We start from the raw sequence: 17,325 nt of genomic DNA, 5'->3' as shown, positions 1-17,325 counted from the left end.
TAAAGGAGGAATACGGTCATGCGTCAGGGAGCTATGAAGCCTTATTATGTATTTAGCCCATGGACCCGGATTTTTCATTGGGTTATGGTGCTATGCACCTTTATACTTTTTCTTACCGGCTTGTATATTGGCAATCCTTTTTTTCTGGGAACACAGGGGTTGGAGCCGACTTTTGCCGTAAACAGTGTTTTGTCAATGGAAATGGTAAGATATATTCATTTTATTGCCGGCTATATCCTTGTTATTTCCTTTATTCCCCGTATCTATGGTTTTATTATCAATCCTGGCGACCGGTTGTTGCCTAAGCCATGGACTAGACTGTACTGGACAGGGATTATGGACACCCAGTTGCATTATATGTTCCTGCGTGACAAGCACCGTCCCTATTTGAGAAATTCGCTGGCAAGGTCAGGCTATTTAGCCGTGTATTTCATGTTTTTAATTGAAGCTATAACTGGTTTCGCCATGTATTACATGGTTGAGCCCAACCGGTTTCTGGCAAAAACATTTGGTCCGTTTAACAATTGGTTTGTCAATGAGTATACAGTTCATTTGATTCACCATTTTGTAGCCTGGTTTATCATCCTGTTTGTCATTGTCCATGTGTATATGGCGGTCAGGGCTGATTTTACCGAAAAGGGCGGTGAAATATCGGCTATGTTCTCCGGCATCAAGTACATGGAGGAAGAGCCTGACGACGTAGGCGAACTACAGGTTTCAAAAAGCAAAGCAAAATAGAGTAGACTTAGCTTGAGGTGGGGCCTTAACCCCATCTGAAGCTAAGTCGCCCTTATCCAGGGATTTAGCCGCTCGTCTGTGCCCGTAGAGGTATAACTTCCACTTGTGAAATTGGGAGTGTTAGAGCGGGGTTAGTCATTGGATAAATTGTTGCTGTATGGTTACCCTTGGTGTTGTGTCTGACGCACACAGCCTGTTGAACTTAATGTTAGAAGGTTGAACTTTTAGAAGATTTCTTAGGGATGGAGTTTACTATGACAAAGATTGTGATTTTAGGCATCGGTAATATACTTATGCAAGATGAGGGGTTTGGCGTCCGGGTAGTTGAAGAGCTTACCCGGCGCTACACTTTCCCCGATAATGTACAGATTCTGGATGGCGGAACATTGGGTATGGAGTTGATGCGGTTTATCAAGGGGGCAGACTGCCTGCTTATTCTTGACGCCGTCAACGGCGGGGGATCGCCAGGCGACGTTTATCAGTTTGTTAATGAAGAAGTCAAGGCTTATTTTAAACATAAAGTATCCATGCATGAATTGGGGATTCAGGACGTATTGGCGGCGCTGGAATTATTGGAGCAGCCGGTAAAAGAACTTGCGGTCTTAGGTGTACAGCCGGCAGTTATTGATGTCGGTTTGGAATTGAGCGAGACGATAGGGCCTTGTGTTGAGCATGTAATAAATAAGACGCTTGCGGTGCTGGATTCATGGGGTATAAAGAGCCTGACACCTTCATAGTTATTAGAAAGCGGGAGGTGGGGTTGTGAACTACCATGTTTTATATGTCATTCTGACTTTGAACGAAGAGCCTGAAGTCTTTCCGGCTGAAGACTACAGGTATGACCGGGAGAAAGCGCGCCACGAGCTTTTGATAACCGTATTTGAGCAAAAACTATGGGTAGATACCCGGGCTGTTAAACTGCGGAAGGTGGCAGGCGCTGTTTTTTGTTGGAATGAATATGAACAAGGGCAATATGTTGAGCTGAGCCAGTCGAATACGGTTTGTCCCGAGTGTGGGTGGTGGCGATGCCATTTATGTGACTCCTGCCACTGTAATAAACCAGTCAATCGATAAAAAGAACAAACTTACACTGCTTGCAGGAAAAAAGATTTTTTTCGCGTATACTGTATACTATGAGGGCTCCAGTAAAGATTTTTCTCTAATCAGGGTGTAAAAGCATTCTGTCACGGGCGTTTATGCTAACACCAGCCAATAAATCTTGCTTGGATATCTTAATAGCGACTTTGCAAATTTCTGTCTAGGAGTGGTTAATTATGCTGCGTGGTGTTCGTGGTGCGACAACTGTAACAGCAAACAATCGTGAGGAAATCTATGAACGCGTCGCGGAACTTCTTGCGGCAATTATTCAGGAAAACAAAATGTCTATAGAAGACATTGGCGCAGCAATATTTAGTTCTACCCCTGATCTTACCGCGGCTTTTCCGGCTGCCGGTGCCAGAAGACTTGGCTGGACGGAAGTGCCGCTATTCGGCACGCAGGAGATAGAATGCCCTGATGCGCTACCGCTATGCATTCGGGTACTGATTCTCTGGAATACAGAGATAAGTCAAAAAAATATACGGCATATATATCTGCATGATGCCGTATGCCTCCGCCAGGATATTTAAATTACTACGAAGCGTGAGAAGCCTGCTTCGCCTTTGTGCAAAGCAGGCTATTAATTTTGCCGGCGGATGCAAATGCTAGGATTACAAAGTTCGCCGCCGGGTAGTTAACTATGGCAGACAAGTTTTTGTTTATTTATGCCGAATTGGTAATTGCAATCATAAAACGGCGATGTATAATAGAGTGGTGACAGGGAGGCTGAAAATGGTATGCAGTTACATAAACCGTTGATTTCTATTGTTGTTCCTGTATTTAACGAGCAGGATAACATTGAAAATTTTTACCGGGAAGTCATTAAATATATGGAGCCGGAGCCCTACGACTTTGAAATAGTTTTTGTTGACGATGGTTCAAAAGACGCGACCCCGCTTATTTTGGAGCGTCTGGCGTATGCTGATCCGCGGGTACGGGCGCTGATTATGGCCCGAAATTTTGGACATCAGATAGCCTTGACATGCGGACTGGACTGTGCAAACGGAGATGCTGTAATTACCATGGATGGCGATATGCAGCATCCGCCTGAGATGTTGCCGCAGCTGCTTGCCAAATGGCAGGAAGGGTTCCAGGTTGTGCAAACGGTGAGGATCAATACAGAGGGAGTATCCTGGTTTAAAAGCTTTACATCAGGTATGTTCTATAAACTGATGAACGCCGTATCCAATGTTCGGATTACAGAGGGAGGGTCCGATTTCCGGTTAATGGATAAACAGGTAGTTGCCAGCTTCCGCCGTTTCCGGGAACGGGCCAGATTTATCAGAGGCATGATCAGCGCCATTGGTTACCGGCAGACCTATATTGAATTTGTAGCACCTAAACGTTTTGCCGGACAATCAAAGTTTTCACTGAAAAAGATGCTTCACTTTGCGCTGGATGGTATTACCGCGTATTCTAAAACTCCGCTCAGGTTTGCTTTTTATATCGGGATTGCTTTAGGTTTTAGCAGTATTATCCTGACACTGCATGTTGTATATATCAAAATTTTTACGGAAGAAGCAGTTCCCGGCTGGGCGACTATTACTGCCAGCATTCTTCTCCTGGGTGGAGTGCAATTAGCGGGAATAGGCATTATCGGCGAGTATGTCGGGCGGATATTTGAGGAGGTAAAACAGCGGCCGCTCTACTGGCTGCGGGCTGAACTCGGTCAGCGGCGGGAAAAGGAGCATGAGTGAACTTTTTCCAAGATATTGGCCTAATAATTGTAAAAAAAACGCGACTTTGGGCAGGAATTTTAAACTTTTGACCGAATAGAATATATTGAGCGCTGTAGAAAGCCGAATCCAGCTCAGGTACGGGGGAACCAATCTATGGGGTGAAACTTGATTAGCTGGACTAATCAAGTAGGGTGCCTGCAACCCTAACCCGTCAGCTAACCTCGGAGGCAGGTGAGAGGAGAGTCCTGTTGCAAAAGTTTTTTGGGCTTGTTGTTGCTTTTTGTCTCTTTTTTGGGACCACTACTCTTGTCCACGCAGCCGGTACATTTGAAGTCGGTGATCAAGGACCTGAAGTTGCTGCCATTCAAACTCAGCTAAACAATCTTGGTTTTAATGCTGGTTCTGCAGATGGTGACTTTGGTAACTTAACGGTGAATGCGGTCAAGGCTTTCCAAAAGTCTCGGGGTCTTGAAGCGGATGGCGTAATCGGAGCACAGACGTACCTTGCGCTCATGGGACGGGATATTCCCGCCAGCCGTGATTCCTCCACTGCTTCAGTGCGCAGGGTCATTCAGACTTCGCTTCGGTACACAGGTGTACCCTATGTATTTGGCGGGACAAGTCCAAGTGGGTTCGACTGTTCTGGCTTTACTCGCTATGTTTTTGCCCAAAGTGGCATTTATTTACCGCGAACGGCCGACGAACAGTTTGAAGTCGGGCGGCCTGTATCTTACAGCCGTCTTCAGCCTGGCGATTTAGTGTTTTTCAGCACATATGCGTCAGGAGCATCACATAGCGGCATCTACATTGGTGATGATAAGTTTATCAGCGCTACGTCCAGCAGCGGTGTTGCTATTACCAGTATGAACAGCAGTTACTGGGGTCCGCGCTACGTCGGCGCCCGCCGGGTGATGTAAACAAACAAACGGGAAGGCGTTGTCGGCCTTCCCATTTTTATTTACCGAGATTGCGCGGTTTTGGAGTTTTTTGTTATCACAGGTGTTGCATAGAGAAATTTGACACATAATAAGTAGTCAAGCAAAGCATGTTTAGTGGAGATAATTTATGTTTACTTTTTACTGGCGCAAATTTATAGTGCCATATTGGCTGCTTGCTTTAACCGCGGTAGTTTGCTTTATAATCGCCAGTGCAGCCGGTTTGGCGGCCCCTCTTGTGGTAAAATTGTTGATTGACGATGCTCTGGCCGGTGGTAATATTGTCTTTTTGCACTTTATTACTGCTGGGATAGTCGTACTGTATCTTATCCGGGGATTGTTTTCTTATTTCTATGGATATACAATGGCTAAATCCGGCAATAAAATGCTGGCTAAACTCCGGCAAGAGATGTTTGGTAAGCTGCAGTCGTTAGATTATGCATATTTTATGAGAACTCCTTCCGGTGACCTTATTTCACTGTTTACTAATGATCTCTTGTTTATTCAGCAGGCTGTTACTGTGGGTATACCGGATGTTATTGTCGAGTCACTTAACCTCCTGGCGATTATGGCTATTATGATATATTTTGACTGGGAGTTGGCTATGGTTACTTTTGCTACACTGCCTTTTATTATTGTTGCTATCAGCTATTTCAATAGTAGAATCGGCAGGCTGGGGGCTCTGGTTGAACATACTTTAGCCAAGGTGACTTCGATTATACAGCAATCATTGGTTTCAGTCATGATTGTCCAGAGTTACGTACGGGAAGATTATGAATACCAAAAATTCAGTGATAAGAATCAACAGGCTGCCGATGACTTGATTAAGGTACAGCGGCTTGGCGCCATTCTGGTACCTTTAGTTGAGTTTCTCGCAGCTATCGGCCTCACAATTATTGTGTGGTACGGGGGAAGGGAAGTAATCAACGGCGATTTGAGCATTGGCGGAATGTTTGCTTTTCTTGTTTACATTATCAATGTTCCCATGCCTATCCGCAAAATAAGTCAGGCTTTAACCTATCTTAAGCTGGGCGGGGTAGCCTGGGAACGTATAAACCGGTTGCTTAATGAACAAACACCCACAGTTGTTGATGGTTACAGGGAAATTCCTGTTGCCCGGGGATTAGTAGAGTTTCAGAAGGTGTCATTTGCTTACAGGCAGGATAAGCCTGTCTTGCACGATGTTAACATTCTGGCGCAACCGGGAGAAATTATTGCTATTGTCGGGCCAAGCGGAGCTGGCAAGTCCTCTTTCGCAAATCTGCTGCTACGGTTTTATGACCCGGATCAAGGCAGTGTCTGTTTAGACGGCGTTAATATAAAAGAACTTAAGATTAGCGAACTTCGTAAACACATTGGTTTTATCCAGCAGGAGCCTATTTTGTTTAATACCTCTATATTGGAAAATATTCGTTATGGACGGCCCGGTGCAACTGTGAGTCAGATTGAACAGGCAGCCCGTTTGGCAAATGCTCATGATTTTATTATGGAATTGCCGCAGGGCTACAACACAATGGTCGGGGAAATGGGTGGTAATTTGTCCGGCGGCCAGCGGCAGAGAATTGCAATTGCACGGGCCATTATAACAGAACCTGCTATTTTACTATTGGATGAGCCAACAGCAGCGCTGGATGCTCATACTGAAAAACAGGTAATGTCCGCCATCCGGCAAGCTGGGGTCGGACGTACGACATTTATTATTACTCATCGCATGTCAACAATCGTTGCCTCTGACCGAGTACTTTATTTGGCGGCAGGACGGGTTGTGGAAACCGGTACTCATTTGGAACTTATGGATAAGGGCGGGGCTTATGCCAAGGCAGTCCAGTTAGGTGAGGTAACGCTGCGTATACAGGAATAAAAATAGGGGAATAATTTTTAGCGGCAGAAGCTGTCGCTTTATTTTTTTTTGGTTGATAAGAATATTCTTGTTTAAATTGCTATATGTTGACAACAGTGACAGCACCTGTTACTATTTTAATAGGAATATTCCTATTAAGCAGGAGGATTGACTATGAAAACGAAATTAATTTGTGTTATAGTAGTAATAATTAGTATTATTTTTGCAGGTGGTTGCGGCAAGAAATCAGCAACCCCCAGCGATAGCTTGTCTCAGCCTAAACTCAAAGTATTGGCAAGTGTCTACCCTGTATACGATTTTGTTCGGCAGGTCGGTGGAGAAAAAGTGGATGTATCTTTGCTGGTTCCAGCCGGAGCCGAACCACATGAATGGGAGCCCTCGGCCAAGGACTTGATTCAGGTTAAAAACGCCAAACTATTTTTCTATCATGGCGCTAATTTCGAGCATTGGCTTGACAAAGTAACGGCAAAAGACGTGCTTGGCAGTACAACTGCCATAGAAGTGAGCAAGAATATTCAATTGATAGAAGGTTCAGCTCATGAGCATGAACATGATGGTGAAGAAGCAAAACATGGGCATGCGAACAAACATAAAGAACAGCCTGAGAAGCAGGAGCTAGATCCGCATGTTTGGCTGGATCCTGTGCTTGCACAAAAAGAAGTGTTAAATATTGCTGAGGCATTGGCGGCGGCTGATGCAGCTAATGCTGACTATTATCGTGCTAATGCTGCCAAATATAACGGGGAATTGCAAAAGCTTCACGAAGAATATCAAGCTGGTTTACAAAATGTAAAGCAGCGGACAATTATTACCAGCCATGCAGCCTTTGGCTATCTGGCCGCCCGTTATCATCTGGAACAGGTAGCGATAATGGGGTTATCGCCTGATGCCGAGCCAACGCCGGAGAAGATGGCTGACATCATTAATTTGTGCAGGGAAAAGCAAGTGGGTTACATATTTTCTGAAACTATTGTCAGCCCGAAAGTTGCCGAGACACTTGCCAGAGAAGCCGGTGCAAAAGTGCTTGTGTTACATCCGATAGACGCTTTAACACCAACTGAGATACAGCAAGGCAAAAACTATCTTCTGCTGATGCGTGATAATCTGGTCAATTTAAAGCTGGCTCTTGGACAATGAGTTAATATCCAAGGAGGGAGAAGAAACGTGGCGGCTGACACTACTGCTATAAATGCCGACGGCGTATTAAGCCGTCTGAAAGATAAGGGCTACCGGATAACTGCTCAACGGCAGGCTATGGTTGAAAACCTGGTCGAGGCGAGTAAAGCCTTAACTGCCTTCGAAATATGGGAGAAACTAAAAGTACAATATAAAGATATAAGCTTAGACACGGTGTATCGCAATCTGCATGTACTCGTTGATCTGGGAGCGCTCATTCCGATTAACGCCCTGGGGAAAGAGAGTGTTCGCTATGAACTGGTTTATACCAGCCATCACCACCATATCGTATGTGTTAAATGCGGTCAAACCCAGTGTATTGACTATTGTCCGATAGATCCAGAGCTTGTTATTATGTTAAAAAAACATGGCTATGAATTAGTGCGACATAACCTGGAGTTATTCGGATTATGTCGCTGCTGTAATGCCTCCTGAGGAGAAAAAATGACAGAGATTTTATTGAATAATATTACGTTTGGCTATAATTTGGATATTGTTTTGCGTAATATCTCCCTGATTGTTGATAAGGGAGAATTTCTGGTTGTTGTAGGGCCAAACGGCGCGGGCAAAAGCACCCTGATTAAGATAATGGCCGGACTTATCGAGCCAGTCTCCGGACAAGTGCTTATTGGCAATCAAAAAGTACATATGGCCGCCAAGCAGGGAATTATTGGTTATGTGCCGCAGTATTATGCCCAGAATACCGCAGCGTTTCCGGCGACCGTAGAAGAAATTGTTGCCATGGGCCTTGCCAACAGGCCAAAATTGCCTAGCGATAAAGGTGCACGACATATCGTCAAACATATGCTGGAATTGGTGGATGCCGAGAAACTAAGGCACCGGCGCATCGGCGAATTGTCAGGCGGTCAGCAACAGCGGGTAATGGTAGCGCGCGCTTTGGCGGCAAACCCGTCATTATTGCTGTTGGATGAGCCTACCAGCGGGATAGACTATGCTGCCAGTGAAAGAATATATAAGCTGTTGAGCCAACTTAATAAAACCCTGGGAATTACTATAGTTATGATATCTCACGATATCGAAACCGCAACACAATATGCTACAAAGGTAGCATGCATTAACCGCAGTCTCTGTTTTTATGGCGATAATGAACAGTTTCGTTCCAGCCATGCTACTATGCGGCATTTATGGTATTTTTCCTAGTATTCGGATAGGAGGATGGCACATGCCAATTATGGAAGTATTCCAATATGATTTCATGCAGCGGGCATTTTTGGCGGGATTTATAACCGCAGTTATTTGCCCGCTATTAGGTTTGTTTGTGGTAGTACGCCGGCAATCGCTAATCGGCGACGGCCTGGGACACATTGCTTTTGCCGGGGTGACAGGAGGTTATCTGTCTGGTATATATCCGGCAGCAGGCGCTTTTATTTTGACTATTGCCGGTGCTATTGGCATCGAACGTGTTCGCCGCCGGCGTGCCCAAATGGCTGATACGGCACTGGCGATATTTTTCTATTCCGGAATCTCACTGGCTATTATATTTAGCACGATCACCCGGATACCGAGTGCCAGCTTGCTTGGCTTTCTATTTGGCAGCATTCTTACGGTGACCTGGCAGGATGTGCTGGTGATTGCCGGATGCAGCGCTGTTGTATTGATCTTTGTGCTCGGTAATTTTAATAAACTCGCGTTGGTCGCCTTTGATGAAGACGTGGCCAAAGTAGCTGGTATTCGTACAGATACAGTAAACATGACATTAAGTATACTTACTGCTGTCACTGTTGTTACCGGCATGATGGTAGTCGGCATATTGATGGTGAGTGCGTTAATGATTGTGCCGGTAGCAGCTGCCGAACAATTAGGCAAAGGCTTTAAAGCTACGGCGGGGTGGGCCGTGATGCTGGCTCTTTTTTCAGTTATATGCGGTTTAACAGCGGCTTTTTATTTGGATATAGCTCCCGGTGGTTCTATTATTCTCACGGCTATACTTTTGTATGTTCTAGCTGCCGCTTTTCGCCAAAGCCAATTATTAAAACGGCATGTCGGTCAGGTGAAAAATTGTGCTTAACTTGTCATACAAAAGGCTGCTTTGATATAATGAAGGTTATATACTATACACACCTAGGAGGCTGACCATGAACTACAACAGACAACAAGCTTGGCAGCTTTTACGCCAGCATGTACAAAGTGAAGTTTTGCTAAAACACTGCCAAGCAGTGGAGATTGCTATGCGAGCTTATGCCGCCAAATTTGGCGAGGATATTGAGTACTGGGGCGCTGTAGGCTTGCTCCACGATGTTGACTTTGAAAAGTATCCCGATGATCATCCTAATCATGCCAGGGATATTCTTACCGCAGCAGGTTATGACAGCCAGTTTGCCACAGATGTGGAAGCGCATGCCCGGGATTGGTCAAAAGAACGGACATTACTTCAAAAAACACTGTTGGCTGTTGATGAACTGACAGGCTTTATTATTGCCTGTGCATTAGTGCGTCCTGACAAGAGTTTAAATAATTTAGAATTAAAGTCGATTATGAAAAAAATGAAAGATAAAGCGTTTGCCCGGGCGGTAAACCGTGAAACAATAACTACCAGCGCTGCAGCTATGAATGTGGATCTAAAAGAACATATTGAATTTGTTACGCAAGCTCTAGCCCAGGCTGCTGACCGGCCCGAATATCAGGAATTACCGTTAGTCGGTTAAAATAATATTGAACATAAACCTGATAGAAAGTGCATACAGATTAGGTGAGGACAGCTAAGAGGAGAGAGAGAATGGTAAAAGATGTTCTGAATAAGCTAACCGTTAATCTGCATGACACCGATATCCGGGAGAAAATGTACGACCATCTGATGATGCTCCTAAAGCGTCAGGAGGGGGTAACCTTAAGACCGATAGTGGCTTTGTGCATTGGTTCGGACCGCTATACCGGCGATTCATTGGGCCCGTTAATCGGGACATACCTGGAGGAAAACACAGAATGCCATATTTATGGCACACTTGAGCATCCGGTACATGCCGGTAATTTTGTAGAAACCTTAAACATTATCAATCATCGTTATCACCACCCGCTCATTATTGCCATCGATGCCTGTCTGGGCAAGACCCATGAAATTGGTAACATTGAAGTCTGGCAGGGGGGATTGGCTGCGGGTATAGCAGTAGGCAACAGGTTGCCTACTGTCGGCGACATTTCCATTATTGGCGTAGTAAATGCCCAGAGCCAGATAGGCTACCTTGATCTACAAAGCACCCCGCTATCCAAAGTGATGAAGTTGAGTAAAGCAATCAGTGAAGTGCTTGCCGAGGCTATTAATACGATAATTGTTAAAGCCATGCTCGCCTGCACACAGTCAGTCGCTAAGTAACCAAAATAAAGAAAATACGGCGTCAACCGAGCCATTAGCGAAGGTGGAAGCCGATGTTGCCTACCATCCAGGCGGAAAGTTATACTTTCTAACAGCAAAAAAGGCGATATTACTGAGGAGTAAAGCTTAGAAAGCCAGATCCACAGTAATATCGCCTTTGCTTTTCAACGATGCCTACTCTTCAGGGAAGAGTCTGTCCCACATCATATACAATATTACCAGCGCACTGGCAAAAAAGATGCCTATATCGGCGATATAATGTTCCATATCTTTATGCCCCCTGCATTACCTTCCGTCTCTAACTGGATTATATGCTACATGCCTTACCTGTGCAAGGCATAAAAAATAAATATTTTTCTGCCAGGCACATTCAGTTTGTCTCCTCCATACAATTTAACCGACAGATTTTTTGGGGGTGAATGACTGAATGGCTCTTTCGTTTCTTGCGGTATTGGCAGCTTCAGTAATAAAAGGCATCACCCTGCTTGTTTCTTACATTGCGAATAATACGTTTCCTTTGCCTCTCTCGGAAAAAGATGAACACATTTATTTAGAGCGGTTAAAGGGCGGCGATGAAAATGCGCGCAATGTATTAATTGAACGTAATCTAAGATTGGTAGCACACATTGTTAAAAAGTTTGACAACACCGGCGAAGATGTGGATGATTTGATTTCTATCGGCACAATCGGTCTGATTAAAGCCATCAACACCTTCGATACTGCCAAAAAGATCCGATTGGCCACTTACGCTGCCAGGTGCATTGAAAATGAGATACTTATGCACTTGAGAAGTACACGGCGTATTCGCAGCGAGGTTAGTTTGTACGATCCTATTGGCGTTGATAAGGAGGGGAATGAATTAACGCTAAGTGCTTATCTGTTTTTGGCCATGAGTCCGCGAATCATCTGGGGGAAATGGGGTGTAATACGATTGTAAAATTATCGCCCTTTTGATGCTTTTCTTTCCGGTAGGTGGCGTATTCCAATACCGATTTTAATAATTGATTCTTCACGGCAGGGTCCTTGGTCTTACTATAGACGGCAAGGACCTTTTCTACTTTAGGGATAATATCCTTCCTGGCCTTTTCCCGTTTGGTTTCTTGTTTTATAGCAGTTTCGGCTTCAGCAATTGCTTTTTCCGTGTCTGCTAGCCTTTCAGAAAGTTTCTGCGATCGTTCTAAATAAGTGGTTTCATCATAGATGCGCCTTTCCAGAAAATCATGGAGGCGTTCTTTTTGTTGCCCAAGTTCCTTCAGTTCCTTATTTAGGTTCTGCAGTATTTTTCTCTTTAAACTGACAACATTATCCTTCTCTTCAACGGGCTTTGTTTTTCCCCACTCTGCCCGGTACTCGTCCAGCCAATATTCCAGGCCGTCAATTATTCTGCTTTCCACGTATTCAAAGCGGCTGCTCTTATTTGAACATTGCGGATTGTAACATATGATATGAGGGTATTGCTGATGCTTATAAGGCCGGTATACCATGGAACCGCCACATATATCACACTTAACCAGGCCGGCCAGCGGGTTGGTGATACCATTTACAATTTGATAGGGGACATGATATTTCCCCTTTAATATGGATTGCGCCTTGGCAAAAACATCTTTCGATACAAGTGGCTCATGCTTGCCTTCAACATCAATCCATTCGTCGCGAGGGCGCATTTTTGTATCTCTTCTTTTATCGGGATCCGCTGATTTCTTTTGCTCTTTCTTTTTCCATTGAAGGCGGCCAATATATACCTCATTCTTAAGGATATTCAAAACGGTAGATGCTTCCCACGGCTTCCCGGTATATGTAGGTTTGCCAAGACAATTCAGCTCTGCAGCAATCTTACCGGAGCCCATTCTGACATTGAGATCGGTATGCGTGTATAGCTGGAAAATTAGCTTTACTGTAGGAGCTTGTTCGGGGTGGGGGACCAATAGCCTATAGCGGCCTGTTTTCTCAATCTGATATCCATATGGCGGTCTTGTGCCAATATAATTGCCGTCTTCAACAGAACGTATTCTGCCGCTTTGCAAACGCCGGGTAATAATCTTCAATTCTTTCCGCGCCATAAAGGCTTCAAACTCGGTGTATTCTTCGTCGAATTCATCATTCAAGTCGTATATTTTCCGAGGGGTTACGATTAAAGTCTTAGCATTCTTAAATGTCTTTAGTATTAAACCCTGATCTTCCATGTCGCCACGACCTAGCCGGTCAACCTCGATGCAGAATACAGAACGCCATTTTCCTTCGGCCACTTCTTTGAGGAGCTGCATCATTTCCGGTCGGTGAATTACGCTTTCACCAGAAACAACTTCTTCAAAGACATGGGGAATATTTACATTGTATTCTTTGGCTAGCCGGAATAAATCTCTTTTATGTTTGGCCAGTGTTTCACCTTCACCGCGGGCTTCCGCCTCCCGGTCCTCACGGGATTTGCGCAGGTAGAAAGTGGCTGGTTCTAAATCCTGTCGTGTATGTCTCTGCCTCAATGGAAATCACCTCTATAGGTGTAGTATATAACAAAGCCAAGAACTAAAAAAGGCAGTATTTGATACCGAATTGGATTTGAGCTTCTATGGCCCTTCTGCTTGGTCGTCGATACTGACTTGGGGATAGAGGAGGGCTGACATATACGAATATTTCCTGATATTAGACTAATGCCAAACAACATTCTGGTCAAAGGTACATTATTTAATTACCAGATAAAGGATTACTGAGGGGGCAATAGAAAGTAATAGTAGAATATATTTTATAAAGGTGATTTTCTAAATGATTGAGTGGCTTGAGCAACATCATGAGTGGGTAATAATACTTATATTTGCTTTGGGTTATTGCTAGTCTTTATCAAAATAAGAAATAAGCGTAATCGATCGAAGAAATCATCGTTATTGAATTTTTTGGCAATACAATAATCGTGGCAGAGTAAATGGTATTAGTGAGTTTGTAGATTTGAATGTGTTTAATGGTAATGAGCTGGAATTTGATAAAATGATCTAAGAAAATAGTAGTGAACAGGAGAAGTTTATGGAAGAGTATAAACTTCAACCGCTAAGAATAAATAGCGGTTGGACAGTTGAACATAATAACTTTTTTCAGTGTGAACCTGATAGTTGTGTTTCTTTTGTGAGTTATTTTATTGAGGATTTATTACAACTTACCAATAATAAATACAATCTCATCATTGATTTGGGATGGTACGGAGATGAAAAAGGTTCATTTCAATTATTACTAATAAAGAACTATAATTGGGAAAAACCACTGGAATATTTTAAGGATAGAAACACTAAAGTAATTGTAGAAAAAATTGAGTATTGGACAAACTATTGCTTTTTTCAGAAATACATATGAATATAGGCGGTATTGCCGCCTAAGCTAAATGGCGGCCGCTAAGGCCTATAGAATTAAAACTAAGGTAAAAATGATAGCGGTAAGACGCTTGGTCATACTGAACCTCCATTTATTTAATACCCTGTAAGTGTTTTCCGCAATTGGGGCAAAATGTAGGTATGCCTTTATAATATTTTCCGCAGTATGGACATAGCTTAACTACTCGGGACTTTTTACTTGGACGCATAATGAAATATAAAGGCAGAAATATAATTAACAGTCCGAAAACCCCGATTGCCCAGAGCTTTGGTGACGAGCTGCCGCAGGATTTCGCGTCACTATAAACCCAGGCTGCAGCTAATATCGGAATGCTTAATGCCAGCCACTCCATATAAGCCCCCCTTAATATTGCTATATGATCAAGTCTCAGTGTTTACCGGTATTAAGTCTCTTCTTGCCCTCATAAACAATTCCGTTATTAGCAAACCAGATAAGCTCCAGTTCGTCTCTATACCGAATCATAGCGACATTTTCATCTTTATACAAGATTTCAATTACCAAATCAAAATCATGCGTAGGGTCATTGCAATATTGTGTAGTCCAATCCATCTATTATCGCTCCTTATGGAATTAAAAAACACAGCCTGTCTATACAGTGCTGTGTTTTTTGCTGCAATAAAGGTATGAGTACGAAAAGTGAACTTCTTCTTTATTATAACAGATATTAACTGGCGGCGGTACCCGCAAAATCAAACTTCACGATATATGCGGCACATAAATTTTGCATTGTTACCTAAGTTGGCGCTGCATGCCACCATAGGCCGCTGAGGATATTAACCCCCGTCTGTGCGGGGTTACCTTCTTTACTTGACTTTTGTTGCAAAAGAGAAGCTATTTCTCTAATGTCAGCAGTATTTTTAATGAATTCAAGCTCAACAAGCCGTATGGATTATTTCGTCAAGCACTGATTCTGGTTTTGAGCCTTTCATAATCTTGTTCTTAGATAAATTTTTTCTCAAACGTTTCTGTATTGCAGATAATCTAAAAATCGCTTGACTGCGAGCGATGCGGATTCCGTATCTTTCATTGCAAGGCCTATCTTGCGGTAGGCAGGTACTTCTAGTTCTCTCACAATAATTCGGTAAGGAATACGCTTCAAAATAAGCTCCGGTAAAATGCTGATACCCAAACCACTTTCCACCATCGACATGATGGCATAATCATCCCATGTCGTAAACTGTACCTTTGGTGTAATATTATATCGCTCCAATATTTCCGATATTTCAGCCTTGGCGCCTTTTTCCAAGAGCATAAATGGGTCTTCGCCCAATGCTTCGACGGGAAACTGATTACAATCGGCCAGTGGGTGATTTTCCGGCAGGACCACAAGCAGCTTGTCTTGCTCCAAAAAGATTGTTTCCAGTTTAAGGTGTGTGGGAAGCCTAAGAAAACCGCAATCCACGCGCCCTTCCAAAATCCAGTTTTCAATTTCCGTATAGTCGCCAAGCAAAAGTTCATAGTCGATGTTCGGATATTTTTTTTTGAATGCTTTGATTATATTTGGAAGCCAATGGGTAGCTACGCTTGAAAATGTTCCAACCCGAATTAACCCTGATTGGAGTCCGTGTAATTCATCAATTTGTGTTTGCAATTTCTGATATTCATTACATACACTTTTTGCATATGGAAGCAGTTTAAGACCTTAGGAACTCAGACGTACGCCGGAGCGTCCACGCTCAAGGAGAGAAATCTTCCAGTCTGCTTCTAAATCGTTAATCATACGGCTGACGCCCGATTGTGAATAGTTCAATGCTTCAGCAGCTTTTGTAAAGCTTCCGTACTCTACTGTTTTAACTAATGCTAAATATTTCTGGATATTCATATCCATGCCAATGTTCATCTCCAACTATCTGGTTTTGTCATTATTTCCATGAAAAATATTCGCTTTTGTAATGATAAATAGAATGATACACTATAACGCAGTAAAACTAATAAATTCCTTTGACTGCTTGGCTTGTGCTGTCCAAAATGAATTTATTAGTCTATGAAGGAGGGAAACAGATGTATAATTTTATTTCACCGCCAGTAGTACCACAACAGTAGAATCTACTGTCAAGGTAACTACATGAATTTTGCTGGTCCTTCCATAGATTCTACTGTATGTAAGGGCAGACTATCTCCTTAGTCTCACCATCATATTAGTAGAAAGCGGGAATAACGAGTGAAGGAAAAAATTTATTTTATCTTGTCGATGATCATCTTCGGCGCAGTTGGCGTGTTTGCTAAATATATCAACTTGTCTTCCAGTGAAATTGCGCTGTTCTTGAGCTTGATTGGTGGCCTGTTGCTGCTTGGCGTCTTCGTGTGGAGGAAGCAGAAAGTATCGTGGCGGAAGGTGAAAAAGAACGCCGCTGCTCTGTTCATCGCGAGCGCGGCGTTGAGTGGCAACTGGATCTTTCTGTTTCAGGCGTACAAAGAAACAACGATTGCAAATGCGGCATTGAGCTATTATTTTGCGCCTGTTCTGGTTATTATGCTCTCACCCTTCGTTTTGAAAGAAAAGCTGTCGCTCAAAAAGGCGGTATGTGTCGGCATTGCTTTGCTCGGCCTGGTCTTCATTTTGCAAAACGGCAGGATGGAAACAAACGGTCATCATCTGCTAGGCATTGGCTACGGACTCGTCGCAGCGGGTTTCTATGCCGTTTTGACGCTGGTCAACAAGTTTATTCGGGACCTGGACGGGTTGACAAATACTCTTTTGCAGCTTGGCTTGTCGGTGGCGATGCTGCTCCCATTTGTGCTGTTCATGGGTGGCTTCAATTTCTTATCTATCACCGGCGACACGGTTGTATTGATGTTCGTGCTAGGTATCCTTCATGGCGGGATTGGATTTTATCTATTCTTTTCCGGAATGAAAGGACTACAAGGCCAAAGCATCGCCGTATTGAGTTATATCGATCCCCTAACCTCATTATTGATTTCAGCTCTGGTCGTAGGAGAGAGGATGACATTGCAGCAACTGATCGGCGCGGTCTTGCTATTGGGCTCCACGTGGATAGGTGAAGCTGGCGGAGAGAGGAAGGGGCTTGATGGGAGTAAAAATTCTACTTGAAGTTTAATTGAAGAATTCAATTGTAGCATATCTTCCAAGATAAACTGGCGCCTGAAACTCATGGTCAGTTGCTGTTA

At 43.6% G+C, this 17,325-nt stretch carries 20 protein-coding genes and 1 riboswitch; of the genes, 16 read left to right on the top strand and 4 right to left on the bottom strand.

Annotated elements, in window-relative coordinates; genetic code table 11:
* The first annotated feature begins 18 nt into the window (after nt 1-18).
* The 14 genes from cybH to SATMO3_RS19785 all read left to right on the top strand — a co-directional run bounded on the left by cybH (nt 19) and on the right by SATMO3_RS19785 (nt 11,755).
* Nucleotides 19-738: a Ni/Fe-hydrogenase, b-type cytochrome subunit gene (gene cybH, locus SATMO3_RS19850; protein ID WP_371371467.1), complete on the top strand. Its 720-nt coding sequence runs from the start codon at nt 19-21 to the stop codon at nt 736-738.
* A gap of 254 nt (nt 739-992) precedes the next feature.
* Nucleotides 993-1,475: a HyaD/HybD family hydrogenase maturation endopeptidase gene (locus SATMO3_RS19845; RefSeq protein ID WP_371371466.1), complete on the top strand. Its 483-nt coding sequence runs from the start codon at nt 993-995 to the stop codon at nt 1,473-1,475.
* 25 nt (nt 1,476-1,500) lie between these two features.
* On the top strand, nt 1,501-1,812 hold the full coding sequence (locus SATMO3_RS19840) for a hypothetical protein (RefSeq protein ID WP_371371465.1): 312 nt from the start codon (nt 1,501-1,503) through the stop codon (nt 1,810-1,812).
* Nucleotides 1,813-2,012: 200 nt separating this feature from the next.
* Nucleotides 2,013-2,366 carry a chorismate mutase gene (aroH, locus tag SATMO3_RS19835; protein ID WP_371371464.1) on the top strand — a complete coding sequence of 118 codons (354 nt, stop codon included), beginning with the start codon at nt 2,013-2,015 and terminating at the stop codon, nt 2,364-2,366.
* 207 nt (nt 2,367-2,573) lie between these two features.
* Nucleotides 2,574-3,533: a glycosyltransferase family 2 protein gene (locus SATMO3_RS19830; RefSeq protein ID WP_371371463.1), complete on the top strand. Its 960-nt coding sequence runs from the start codon at nt 2,574-2,576 to the stop codon at nt 3,531-3,533.
* Nucleotides 3,534-3,623: 90 nt separating this feature from the next.
* Nucleotides 3,624-3,760: riboswitch (cyclic di-AMP (ydaO/yuaA leader) on the top strand.
* Nucleotides 3,761-3,763: 3 nt separating this feature from the next.
* Nucleotides 3,764-4,432 (top strand): NlpC/P60 family protein, encoded by a 669-nt coding sequence (locus SATMO3_RS19825; protein ID WP_371371462.1) that lies wholly within the window; start codon nt 3,764-3,766, stop codon nt 4,430-4,432.
* A gap of 148 nt (nt 4,433-4,580) precedes the next feature.
* Complete coding sequence (locus SATMO3_RS19820; RefSeq protein ID WP_371371461.1) at nt 4,581-6,311, top strand: ABC transporter ATP-binding protein; 1,731 nt, start codon at nt 4,581-4,583, stop codon at nt 6,309-6,311.
* 153 nt (nt 6,312-6,464) lie between these two features.
* The gene (locus tag SATMO3_RS19815) at nt 6,465-7,448 is read left to right on the top strand and encodes a metal ABC transporter solute-binding protein, Zn/Mn family (protein WP_371371460.1); all 984 of its coding nucleotides are present in this window, start codon (nt 6,465-6,467) and stop codon (nt 7,446-7,448) included.
* Nucleotides 7,449-7,475: 27 nt separating this feature from the next.
* Complete coding sequence (locus SATMO3_RS19810; RefSeq protein ID WP_371371459.1) at nt 7,476-7,922, top strand: Fur family transcriptional regulator; 447 nt, start codon at nt 7,476-7,478, stop codon at nt 7,920-7,922.
* 9 nt (nt 7,923-7,931) lie between these two features.
* Nucleotides 7,932-8,648 carry a metal ABC transporter ATP-binding protein gene (locus tag SATMO3_RS19805; protein WP_371371458.1) on the top strand — a complete coding sequence of 239 codons (717 nt, stop codon included), beginning with the start codon at nt 7,932-7,934 and terminating at the stop codon, nt 8,646-8,648.
* Nucleotides 8,649-8,670: 22 nt separating this feature from the next.
* Nucleotides 8,671-9,516, top strand: a complete 846-nt coding sequence (locus tag SATMO3_RS19800) for a metal ABC transporter permease (RefSeq protein ID WP_371371457.1) — start codon at nt 8,671-8,673, stop codon at nt 9,514-9,516.
* A 67-nt stretch (nt 9,517-9,583) separates the two neighbouring features.
* A complete protein-coding gene (locus SATMO3_RS19795; RefSeq protein WP_371371456.1) occupies nt 9,584-10,153 on the top strand; it encodes an HD domain-containing protein in 570 nt (189 codons plus the stop codon).
* 71 nt (nt 10,154-10,224) lie between these two features.
* On the top strand, nt 10,225-10,818 hold the full coding sequence (yyaC, locus tag SATMO3_RS19790; protein WP_371371455.1) for a spore protease YyaC: 594 nt from the start codon (nt 10,225-10,227) through the stop codon (nt 10,816-10,818).
* Nucleotides 10,819-11,245: 427 nt separating this feature from the next.
* Nucleotides 11,246-11,755, top strand: coding sequence for a sigma-70 family RNA polymerase sigma factor (locus SATMO3_RS19785; protein ID WP_371371454.1), 510 nt, complete (start codon nt 11,246-11,248; stop codon nt 11,753-11,755).
* Here the strand turns inward: SATMO3_RS19785 and SATMO3_RS19780 are convergent.
* The gene (locus SATMO3_RS19780; RefSeq protein WP_371371453.1) at nt 11,721-13,298 is read right to left on the bottom strand and encodes a recombinase family protein; all 1,578 of its coding nucleotides are present in this window, start codon (nt 13,296-13,298) and stop codon (nt 11,721-11,723) included. The two genes, SATMO3_RS19785 and SATMO3_RS19780, sit on opposite strands and share 35 nt — an antisense overlap.
* 535 nt (nt 13,299-13,833) lie before the next feature.
* Between SATMO3_RS19780 and SATMO3_RS19775 the strand changes: the two genes are divergently transcribed.
* Complete coding sequence (locus SATMO3_RS19775; protein WP_371371452.1) at nt 13,834-14,157, top strand: hypothetical protein; 324 nt, start codon at nt 13,834-13,836, stop codon at nt 14,155-14,157.
* Between the two features lie 405 nt (nt 14,158-14,562).
* On the opposite strand, the gene SATMO3_RS19770 is transcribed toward SATMO3_RS19775, so the two are convergent.
* The 3 genes from SATMO3_RS19770 to SATMO3_RS19760 all read right to left on the bottom strand — a co-directional run bounded on the left by SATMO3_RS19770 (nt 14,563) and on the right by SATMO3_RS19760 (nt 16,024).
* On the bottom strand, nt 14,563-14,745 hold the full coding sequence (locus SATMO3_RS19770) for a hypothetical protein (protein WP_371371451.1): 183 nt from the start codon (nt 14,743-14,745) through the stop codon (nt 14,563-14,565).
* Nucleotides 14,746-15,151: 406 nt separating this feature from the next.
* Nucleotides 15,152-15,787, bottom strand: coding sequence for a LysR family transcriptional regulator substrate-binding protein (locus SATMO3_RS19765; RefSeq protein WP_371371450.1), 636 nt, complete (start codon nt 15,785-15,787; stop codon nt 15,152-15,154).
* A gap of 51 nt (nt 15,788-15,838) precedes the next feature.
* A complete protein-coding gene (locus SATMO3_RS19760) occupies nt 15,839-16,024 on the bottom strand; it encodes a LysR family transcriptional regulator (protein WP_371371449.1) in 186 nt (61 codons plus the stop codon).
* Nucleotides 16,025-16,357: 333 nt separating this feature from the next.
* Between SATMO3_RS19760 and SATMO3_RS19755 the strand changes: the two genes are divergently transcribed.
* A complete protein-coding gene (locus SATMO3_RS19755; RefSeq protein ID WP_371371448.1) occupies nt 16,358-17,248 on the top strand; it encodes a DMT family transporter in 891 nt (296 codons plus the stop codon).
* Nucleotides 17,249-17,325: the final 77 nt, after the last annotated feature.

Origin of the sequence: Sporomusa aerivorans (genome assembly GCF_041428895.1) — a bacterium.
Classification (GTDB): Bacteria; Bacillota; Negativicutes; order Sporomusales; family Sporomusaceae; genus Sporomusa; species Sporomusa aerivorans.
This window is presented reverse-complemented; position numbering and strand designations above follow the sequence as displayed.